General features: G+C 72.9%; 6 protein-coding genes. 2 read left to right on the forward strand and 4 right to left on the reverse strand.

Translation table 11 applies throughout. The features are described from left to right. Window positions 1-18: 18 nt before the first annotated feature. The gene (locus ABZ990_RS05630) at window positions 19-1,353 is read right to left on the reverse strand and encodes a M20/M25/M40 family metallo-hydrolase (protein ID WP_361225715.1); all 1,335 of its coding nucleotides are present in this window, start codon (window positions 1,351-1,353) and stop codon (window positions 19-21) included. Continuing rightward, on the reverse strand, window positions 1,346-2,179 hold the full coding sequence (locus ABZ990_RS05635) for a M55 family metallopeptidase (protein WP_361225717.1): 834 nt from the start codon (window positions 2,177-2,179) through the stop codon (window positions 1,346-1,348). Before ABZ990_RS05635 ends, ABZ990_RS05630 begins: the two co-directional genes overlap by 8 nt. A 208-nt stretch (window positions 2,180-2,387) precedes the next feature. Between ABZ990_RS05635 and ABZ990_RS05640 the strand changes: the two genes are divergently transcribed. After that, complete coding sequence (locus tag ABZ990_RS05640; protein WP_361225770.1) at window positions 2,388-3,572, forward strand: hypothetical protein; 1,185 nt, start codon at window positions 2,388-2,390, stop codon at window positions 3,570-3,572. 93 nt (window positions 3,573-3,665) lie between these two features. Here the strand turns inward: ABZ990_RS05640 and ABZ990_RS05645 are convergent, their stop codons facing one another. Next, complete coding sequence (locus tag ABZ990_RS05645) at window positions 3,666-6,380, reverse strand: MFS transporter (RefSeq protein ID WP_361225720.1); 2,715 nt, start codon at window positions 6,378-6,380, stop codon at window positions 3,666-3,668. A gap of 414 nt (window positions 6,381-6,794) precedes the next feature. After that, the gene (locus tag ABZ990_RS05650) at window positions 6,795-7,238 is read right to left on the reverse strand and encodes an SRPBCC family protein (protein ID WP_361225723.1); all 444 of its coding nucleotides are present in this window, start codon (window positions 7,236-7,238) and stop codon (window positions 6,795-6,797) included. Window positions 7,239-7,512: 274 nt separating this feature from the next. On the opposite strand from ABZ990_RS05650, the gene ABZ990_RS05655 reads away from it, so the two are divergent. After that, the gene (locus ABZ990_RS05655; protein WP_361225726.1) at window positions 7,513-9,240 is read left to right on the forward strand and encodes an alpha/beta fold hydrolase; all 1,728 of its coding nucleotides are present in this window, start codon (window positions 7,513-7,515) and stop codon (window positions 9,238-9,240) included. Window positions 9,241-9,376: the final 136 nt, after the last annotated feature.

Below are 9,376 nucleotides of genomic sequence, written 5' to 3' on the forward strand. Positions count from 1 at the left end.
CCGGGCGCGGGCCGCGCGTCAGGCGGTCCGGAGATAGCGGTCGAGGACGCGGACGCCGAAGTGGAGGGCGTCGACGGGGACGCGCTCGTCGACGCCGTGGAAGAGCGCGCCGTAGTCGAGTTCCGGGGGCAGCCTGAGCGGCGAGAAGCCGTAGCCGGTGATGCCCAGCCGGGAGAACTGCTTGGCGTCGGTGCCGCCGGACATGGAGAACGGGACGACGTGCCCGGTGGGGTCGACGTACTCGACGGCGGCGCGGAGCTTGGCGAAGGTGGGCGAGTCGACCGGCGCCTGGAGCGGCACCTCGCGGTGGTGGAACTCCCACTCCACGTCGGGTCCGGTGAGCCGGTCCATGGTCTCGGCGAACTCGTGCTCCGTGCCGGGCAGCATCCGCCCGTCGACGTAGGCGACGGCCTGGCCCGGGATGACGTTGACCTTGTAGCCGGCCTCCAGCATCGTCGGGTTGGCGCTGTTGCGGACGGTGGCCTCGACGAGGGCGGCGGCCGGACCCAGCTTGTCCAGGAGGAGGTCGGTGTCGAAGTCGGGGGCGTCGACGTCGGTGTCGATGCCGTACAGCGCGGCCAGCTCGGTGAGCGCGGCCCGCACGGTCGGGGTGAGCCGGACGGGCCACTGGTGGGCGCCGATGCGGGCGATGGCCTCGGCGAGCCGGGTGACCGCGTTGGCCGTGTTGACCTTGGAGCCGTGGCCGGCCCGGCCGCGGGCGGTGAGCTTGAGCCAGGCGGTGCCTCGCTCCCCCGCCGCGATCGGGTACAGCGTCATCCCCGGCTCCGGGTGGAAGCTGTACGCGCCGGACTCACTGATGCCCTCCGTACAGCCCTCGAAGAGACCGGGGTGGCGCTCGGCGAGAAAGTCGGAGCCGTCCTCGGCACTGGCCTCCTCGTCGGCGGTGTACGCGAGGACGATGTCACGGCGCGGGCGGAACCCCTCGCGGGCCCAGGAGCGGACGACGGAGAGCACCATCGCGTCCATGTTCTTCATGTCGACGGCGCCTCGGCCCCACACGACACCGTCGCGCACCTCGCCGGAGAACGGGTGCACGGTCCAGTCGGCCGCCTCGGCGGGCACGACGTCCAGATGGCCGTGGACGAGCAGCGCGTCGGCCGTGGGATCGGTGCCGGCGATCCGGGCGACCACATTGGTCCGGCCGGGGGTGCGCTCCAGGAGCGTGGGCTCAAGGCCCGCGCCGGCCAGCCGCTCCGCCACGTACTCGGCGGCGGGACGCTCGCGGCAGTCGCCGCCGCCCCGGTTGGTGGTGTCGATCCGGATCAGCCCGGAGGTGAAGGTGACCACCTCGTCGAGTGCCGTCGCGTCCGGGCCGCGCTGTTCCTCACCCATACTGTTCCTCCACTGCGGCGGACACGACCGTGGTGACCGCCTTGAACGTGCGAATCGCCTCGTACATCGTCTCGCTGGTGTAGGCCACGCGCCGCTCGCCGCTCCGCTCCGTGCCGGGCACCACGGTGGCGGCACCGGCCAGGTGCTCGGCGTCGAATTCGAGCTCCATCGTGAACGGCCCGGCCTGGACCGGTTCGTGGCGCACCGCGAGCGCGGTCGCCGCCTTGGCCGCCGCGCGGATGTCGGCGGCGGTACGGGCGGGGGTGCGGCACACGGCCGCGTACCGCGACACGTAGTCCTTGACGGCGACCTTGTGCGCCTCCGGCGCGTAGAGGAGGGCGTCCTCGCAGGTCAGGTCGTCTCCGGTGACGAGGACGACGGGGACCCCGAACTCGGCGACCACGCGCGCGTTGAGCAGGCCCTCGCTGGCGCGGACCCCGTCGAGCCAGACGCCGGTGATCGAGTTCGCGAGGTAGGTGTGCGCGAGGACACCCTCGGCGCCCGCCCCGGTGTGATAGCCGACGAAGGCGATGCCGTCGACGTCCCCGTGCTGGACACCCTCGACCATGGACAGCGACTTGTGCCGCCCGGTCAGCATCTGGGCGCGCTCGTCGAGCCGCTCAAGGAGCAGATTGCGCATGGTCCAGTGCGCCTCGTTGATCAGCACCTCGTCGGCGCCGCCGTCGAGGAAGCCGAGCGCCGCCGCGTTGACGTCGGAGGTGAACATGGACCGGCAGCGCTCCCATTGCGGGGTCCCCGGCAGCACGTCGGCGGGCCAGGTGACCCCGGTGGCGCCTTCCATGTCGGCGCTGATCAAGATCTTCATGCCCCGCACCGTACGCGCCGACCCACGGGCCCCACCACCCCTGTGGAAAAGTGTCGAAGGCCTGGACCGGTGGCGGGGGTTCAGCGGTACGTGACCTCTCGGCCACCCAAGGATTCGGGCGAATCATTTCATCTCGTACGTATAGGCTGACAGGTGCGGAATCCGCCCCGGGTCCGCGCCCCCGACTCCAGGAGACCTCTCGGTGACCATGTCCCCCACCCTGTCCGAGACCCCCGCCGAGACCGCGGCCGAGCCGGTCGTCGCCCCGGTCCCCGCACCGGCCGCCGAGCCGCCGGCGGAGCCCGTGGCCGAGCCGGTTGCCGAGCCGGTGGCCGGGCTCGCGCCGGACCTCTCGCTCGACCCCGCGCTGGACGGCGGCGAGTGGGTCGAGCCCGCCGCGCAGGACGTCGCCGAGGCCGTGGTCCGCGACGCCCGGGACTTCGGGGTGTACGCGCGGACGGGCGGCTGGGCGTTCGCGCTGAAGGTGGCGCGAAGTGTACGTCCGGGCGGACAGCCGGCCGAGGGCTCGCCGAAGGTGTCGGCGAAGGCGTTCGCGGAGCTGGCCGGCTGCTCGGCGGAGCGGGTCATGCGCTACTACAAGGCGTGGGACACGGCCGCCGACGACGGCCTCGTGCCGCAGTTCGAGGCGCTGGTCCCGGGTGAGGACGTCGAGCTGCCCGAGGCCGACGTGTGGCTCTCGTACTACTCCTCGCGCTCCAGCGCCACGTCCGTGCGTGGTCACGCGATCACGGCGGCGGCCGAGGCGGAGGGCATCAAGGCGACCAAGGCGCTGGAGGTCGCGGAGAACCCGACCGCGCTGCGCGCCGCGATCCTCGCCGACCCGGGCACGGCCGAGGCGGCGCGGGACGCGCTCCTCGACCGGATGAAGGAGGACACCGCCCTCCAGACCGAGATGGCGCGGGCCATCGCCCGTACCGGCGAGCTGAAGAAGGCGGTGGCGCAGGAGGCGAAGGCGGCCGACCGGATCGAGTTCGTGCGCCAGGTCGCCGAGGGCGGGCAGGTCAGGACGCCGGCCGGGCAGACGCTGGACGCGCCGCCGGAGCTGCGGGCCGAGGCCGAGCGCCACCTGTCGCTGATCGACGAGCTGGACGACTCGGAAGAGGCCGGCGAGTGGGCCGGCGAGGCATATGACACGGTGAAGTCCCTGGTCGCCAAGGCGGTCGAGGAGGACCCGGCGCTGCGGGTCCAGGAGCGCCGGGCGAAGTTCTACAACAGCCTCCAGAAGGCCACGAAGGTCTTCGAGGAGCTGACTCTGGACGAGGTACTGGAGGAGGACGTCGTCGAGGCCGACATGGTCCAGCGTCTGGAGGCCCTCCAGGAGGCGATCGGCGCCTGCATCAACGCGCTGCGCAAGGCGACCGACGCCTCCTGAGTCCCGTCCCGCCGGACTGGCGGGCTGACGGACTGACGGACTGACGGACCTCCGAGGCGTCGGCCCGCCGAGGCGTCGACCCGTCGGCGCCCGTCAGTCCTGGTGGCCGAGCTGGAGGTCGCGCTCGGTGCGGCCTCCCCCGGCGACCTGGAGGACGGTGGCGACCGGCGGGTAGCCGGCCGCGATGACCGTGTACTCGCCGGAGGACAGGTCGATGAAGCGGAAGCTGCCGTCGGGGCCGGTGGTGAGGGTGTCGACGACATTGCCGGCCGCGTCGAGCAGGGTCACCCGGGCGTCCTCGACGGGCCGCCCGCCGCCCGCCCTGACCGTCCCGCGCAGCACCGCGCCGCCCGCCAGCTCGATGTCCTGGCGGGTCTCGCGCGAGGCCTGCACGCTGATCGGCAGCGCGGCCGGGCGGAACGCGGCGGCGCTCGCGGCGAGCGTGTACTCGCCGGCGACCAGCTCGCCGATCACATAGCCGCCCTCGCGTCCGCTGCGGGTGGCGGCGACGACCTCGCCGCGTACATCGGTGAGGGTGACGGTGGCGTCCCGGACCGGGGTGCCGTCGGCGGTGACGACGGCACCGGCGAGCCGGCCCGCGCCACCGAGTACGACATCGAGTTCGACCGGCCGCTCCCCGACGCTGACGGAGACGGCCTGCGGCTGGTGTCCGCCGGCGGCGGCGATCATCACGTACGCGCCGGGACCGGGCACGCTCAGCGCGTACCGGCCGTCCTCGCCGCTCGCGCCCCGGCCGATCTGCCGCCCCCGGACGTCGATGAGGGTGAGCGCGGCGCGCGGGACGCGGCTGCCGTCGTGGTGCCGGACCGTGCCGCAGACGGGTACGCCGCCGAGCTGCGCGACCGCGCCGGGGCCCGGGCCGATGGTGATCGACGCCGTGGCGAACGGGGCGGGTGCGGCCGGGTCGTAACCGGCCGATTCGTAGCCGGCCGGGTCGTAGCCGGACGGCTCGTAACCCGCCGGGTCGTAGGCGGGGTCCCGGGGCTGCGGGGCGGGGGCGACGGGTGCCTCGGTGGCGGGGGTGTGGTGGGACACCAGCGGTTTCTCCTTGAGAGCGAAGGCGAGGACGAGGCCGAGCGCGAGGACCGGCACGAGGTAGAGGAAGATCCGGGGCATCGCGTCGGCATATGCCTGGACGAAGGCGTCGCGCAGCGCGGGCGGCAGCGCGTGGACCACCTGCGGAGTGATCGAGTCGGCGGACGGCAGCGCGGTGGCGCCGCCCCGGGGCAGCCGGTCGGCGAGGGCGTCGGCGAGCCGGGAGGCGAAGAGGGTGCCGAAGATCGCGGCGCCCACACTGCCGCCGATCTGGCGGAAGTAGTTGTGCGCGCTGGTGGCGGTGCCGAGGTCGGAGGGCCGTACGGAGTTCTGCACGGCGAGTACCAGGACCGGCATGATCAGGCCGATGCCGAGGCCGAGGACGGCCTGCCACAGGCTGTACTGGAGACGCGGCGTGTCGGTCTCCATCCGCGACAGCAGCCACATTCCGGTGGTCGCGACGGCACTGCCGAGCACCGGGTAGATCTTGTAGCGGCCGGTACGGCTGATGAGCCGGCCGGAGACGACGGAGGCCACGACGATGCCGCCCATGAGCGGCAGCATCAGCAGGCCCGATTCGGTGGCGCTGGCGCCCTCGACCATCTGGAGGAAGGTCGGCAGGTAGCTCGCGGCGCCGAAGAGCGCGATGCCGACGACGGCGCCGACCAGGCTGGTGACGCTGAAGACGGAGTCGCGGAACAGCCGCAGCGGGATGAGCGGTTCCCGGGCGAAGCGCTCGACCACCAGGAAGAGCGCTGCGGCCGCGCCGGCGCCGCAGCCGAGCCCGATGATGACCCGGGAGCCCCACGCGTACTCGGTGCCGCCCCAGGTCGTCAGCAGCACCAGACAGGTGGAGGCGGCGGCGAGCAGCAGGGCGCCGAGGACGTCGAAGCGGGCCCGGACGGTGGGCCGGGGCAGCTTGAGGACGACGGCGACGACGGCGAGGGTGACCAGGCCGAAGGGCACGTTGAAGTAGAAGCACCAGCGCCACGAGAGGTGGTCGGTGAAGAAACCGCCGAGCAGGGGGCCCGCGACGGAGGCGAGGCCGAAGGCCGCGCCGATGAGCCCCATGTAACGGCCGCGCTCCCGGACGGGAACGATGTCGGCCATGATCGCCTGGACACCGATCATCAGCCCGCCCGCGCCGGCGCCCTGGACGGCCCGGAAGGCGATGAGCTGGTTCATCGTGTGCGACCAGCCGGCCAGTCCGGAGCCGATCACGAAGACGACGATCGCGAAGACGAAGACACCCTTGCGGCCGAGCAGGTCGCCGAGCTTGCCGTAGACGGGCAGGCCGATGGTGGAGGTGAGCAGATAGGCGGTGATCGCCCAGGACATCCGGTCCAGGCCCTGGAGTTCACCGACGATCTTCGGCAGGGCGGTGGCGACGATCATCTGCTCCAGCGCGGCGAGCAGCAGCGCGAGCATGAGGCCGACGAAGACGAGCCGGACGCGGCGCGGATCGAGGGCCTCGCGCGGGGCCGCCCCGCCCGCGGGTGCGGCCGGATCCGAAGGGGCGTCCGGACCCGCGCCGGGGCCGGTGTCCGGTCCGGAGCCGGTGTCCGGTCCGGGGGCGTGGGATCGGGGGTCGTGGGATCCGGGCGCCGCCGGATCCCACGAGAGGGTCGGGTCCCCCTCGCAGCCGGGTCCTGGGGACGGCTCGAAGGCCGACGCCTCCCGGGCGGGCGGTAGTACGTCCGAGAAGACCGTCACGGTCCCCTCGACACCCTCCGCTTTCGTACGCGCACCCACGTCCTGCTCCCCTCTCACGGCCTCTGCGCGGGCCATTGTTCGCGGGGCGCGCGGGGCCGGAGCACGGTGGAGGTGACGGGGAAAGCGAGGGCGTGAGGGGTGCAGCGGACCGGCGTGAGGGCGCGCTCGGGGCGCTCATCAGCAGGTTTATAAAGTGAGAAGCGCCCCTCCGCGCGCCCCCGGAACTCTGGCAAGGGCGTCGGGGAAACCACTCGATCCGGTGACAGATCCGGGCGTTACTTCCTGGTTCTGGTTCGCCGGGGCTACTTCCCGGGCCGCCGCTGCGCCCGGTTGACCCTTCAGGGCGAACCGGGCGGAACGGGGTGACCGGACCGACCAGGCGGGCGCACGCGGATCCGGCGTCGGTTCCAGGGAGGGCGGGCCGCCCCCCTGACTACTTCCGACTACTTCCGACTACTTCTCGACCTCGGTGGCGAGCTTGGCGAGCACGGCGTCGTAGATGCGGCCGAGCCCCTTGGGGGCGAAGGTCCGCTCGAAGAAGCCGCCGATGCCGCCGGCGCCGTTCCAGACCGTGGTGACGACGACCTTGGACCGCCCCTCACCGGCCGGGGTCACGGTCCAGGTGGTGACCATGGAGGAGTTGCGGTCCTTCTCGGCCAGCTGCCCGCTGGTGGGCTCGGTGACCTCCAGGAGACAGTCGCGGACACGCTTGCTGGTGGCCTGGAGCTTCCAGTGGACCAGGGTGCCCGCGCCGTCGCCGCCCTCGCGCACCTCGTACTCGCTGAACTGCTCCGGCAGCAGCTTCGCGCGCGTGCCGCGGTAGTCGGCGAGCGCGTCGAACACAGTGCCCGCGTCCGCGGCGATGATCCGCTCCGTCGTGGCCTCGACCTGCGCCATGGCGCTTCCTCCAGGTTGTTTCGTGATGCTCTCGGGGGTACGGGTCAAGCCAATCACCTGCGCGGCGGGGCCCCAAATCCACGGCGCCCTCCGGGGCGGGCCGGGGCTCCCGCCCCGACGGGCCCGAGGTCCGGGCGGCCCGGCGGCCGCTCCGGTACGGCCGGATCCGACTCGGCTGCGGACACGTCTTCCTGACGGCGTGTCACGTCCTCCGAACGGGTCAACTCTCGACGGAATCGGTCCCTCCGGGGCATGGGCGGGGCACGGACGCCGTATGAATCCACGCGCAGGCAAGCTGATCGCCGCAGGGGCCCTGGTCGCGGGGACGGTCGCCGTCCTGCCCGGCCCCGCCTCCGCCGCCGAACCCGGCCCGAGCACCCGGCCCGTCGCCCCGCTGACCTGGACCGACTGCGGCACCAAGACGTACCCGACGCTCCAGTGCGCCACTCTGAGCGTCCCCCTGAACCACGACGATCCGGCCGGGCGGAAGATCTCGCTCGCCCTCACCCGGGTCGCGCACACCGCCGCCACGTACCAGGGCCCACTCCTGGTCAACCCCGGCGGGCCGGGCGGCAGCGGGCGCGGGCTGGCCGGATACGTGGCGGCCTCGCTGCCCGCCAAGGTGGCCGCGCAGTACGACGTGATCGGCTTCGACCCGCGCGGGGTCGGCAAGAGCGAGCCCGCCCTGGACTGTCTCCCCGGCTACTTCGACCCGGTGCGCCCGGACTCCGTACCGCACGGCACGAAGGGCGAGAAGGTCAACCTCCAGCGGGCGCGGACCTTCGCCAAGGCGTGCGGCGACAAATACGCCGACCTGCTGCCGTACATCGACACCATCTCCACGGCCCGCGACATGGACGCCGTCCGCCGGGCGCTCGGCGTGCCCCGGATCAACTACCTCGGCTACTCCTACGGCACCTACCTCGGTTCCGTGTACGCGCGTCTGTACCCCGAGCGGGTGCGCCGCCTGGTGCTGGACTCCGTGGTCGATCCGCGCGGGGTCTGGTACGACGACAACATCGCGCAGAACTACGCGTTCGACGCGCGTCACAAGGCGTTCATGGCCTGGGTGGCGCGCAACGACGCGACCTACCGGCTCGGCACCGACCCGGACGCCGTCGAGGCGGCCTGGTATCGGATGCGGGACGAGGCGCTCGCGCGACCGGTCGGCGGCAAGGTCGGGGCCAGCGAGCTGGAGGACACCTTCCTGCCGGGCGGCTACTACAACGGTTACTGGCCGGAGCTCGCGGCGGCGTTCTCGGCGTACGCCGTCGACCACGACAGCGCCCCGCTGCTGAAGGCCTACGAGGCGCACGGCGCGGCGGACGCCGCCACGGACAACGGCTATTCGGTCTACACGAGCGTGCAGTGCCGGGACGCGCGCTGGCCCGCGCGGTGGAGCGTGTGGCGCAAGGACGCCTGGGACGTGTACGCGAAGGCACGCTTCTACACCTGGAACAACACCTGGTACAACGCGCCGTGCGCCTTCTGGCCGGTCCCCTCGCTGACCCCGCCGGACGTCACCAACGACCAGCTGCCGCCGACGCTGTTCCTCCAGGCGACGAACGACGCCGCGACGCCCTTCGAGGGCGCGGTCGCGCTGCACCGGATGGTGCGGCGCTCCAGCCTCGTCGTCGAGCAGGGCGGCGGCAACCACGGTGTCACCCTGGCCGGAAATGCGTGCATGGACCAGTATCTGATCGCCTATCTGAGCACCGGCGAGGTCCCGCGCGGGGCGGAGGGCGCCGAGGCGGACGCGGTCTGCGAGACGCTCCCGGACCCGGTTCCGGAGCCGGTGAAGACGCCGGCGCCCGCGAAGCAGGGCGCGGCGGGGGCAGAGTCCTCACCTGCGGGGGCGGCGCAGGCCGGGTCGCCGTCGGCCGGGTCGTCGCAGACCGAATCCTCACCTGCGGGGTCCTCACAGGCGGAGTCCTCACAAGCGGAGTCCTCACAAGCGGCCCCGGGGGCGACGCTGCACGGGCTGCTCGGTCACGAGCGCTGACCGGCCGGGGCGGGGCCGGGGGGCGGGGAGCGGTGACGCCCCGGCAGCCGGCCCTCCTGAGGAAGCACGGCGACGCGCTCTCCGGCTTCACCAAGGTGACGATGGATCTCACGCTCGGCGGCTACGGCACGTCCGC

The sequence above is a fragment of the Streptomyces sp. NPDC046203 genome, from assembly GCF_040646255.1.
Taxonomy (GTDB): domain Bacteria; phylum Actinomycetota; class Actinomycetes; order Streptomycetales; family Streptomycetaceae; genus Streptomyces.

What these genes read in the sequence shown, in the direction of transcription:
- ABZ990_RS05635 (WP_361225717.1), bottom strand. Translation starts at nt 2,179, where the DNA reads ATGAAGATCTTGATCAGCGCCGACATGGAAGGCGCCACCGGGGTCACC.
- ABZ990_RS05655 (WP_361225726.1), top strand. Translation starts at nt 7,513, where the DNA reads ATGAATCCACGCGCAGGCAAGCTGATCGCCGCAGGGGCCCTGGTCGCG.
- ABZ990_RS05650 (WP_361225723.1), bottom strand. Translation starts at nt 7,238, where the DNA reads ATGGCGCAGGTCGAGGCCACGACGGAGCGGATCATCGCCGCGGACGCG.
- ABZ990_RS05640 (WP_361225770.1), top strand. Translation starts at nt 2,388, where the DNA reads ATGTCCCCCACCCTGTCCGAGACCCCCGCCGAGACCGCGGCCGAGCCG.
- ABZ990_RS05630 (WP_361225715.1), bottom strand. Translation starts at nt 1,353, where the DNA reads ATGGGTGAGGAACAGCGCGGCCCGGACGCGACGGCACTCGACGAGGTG.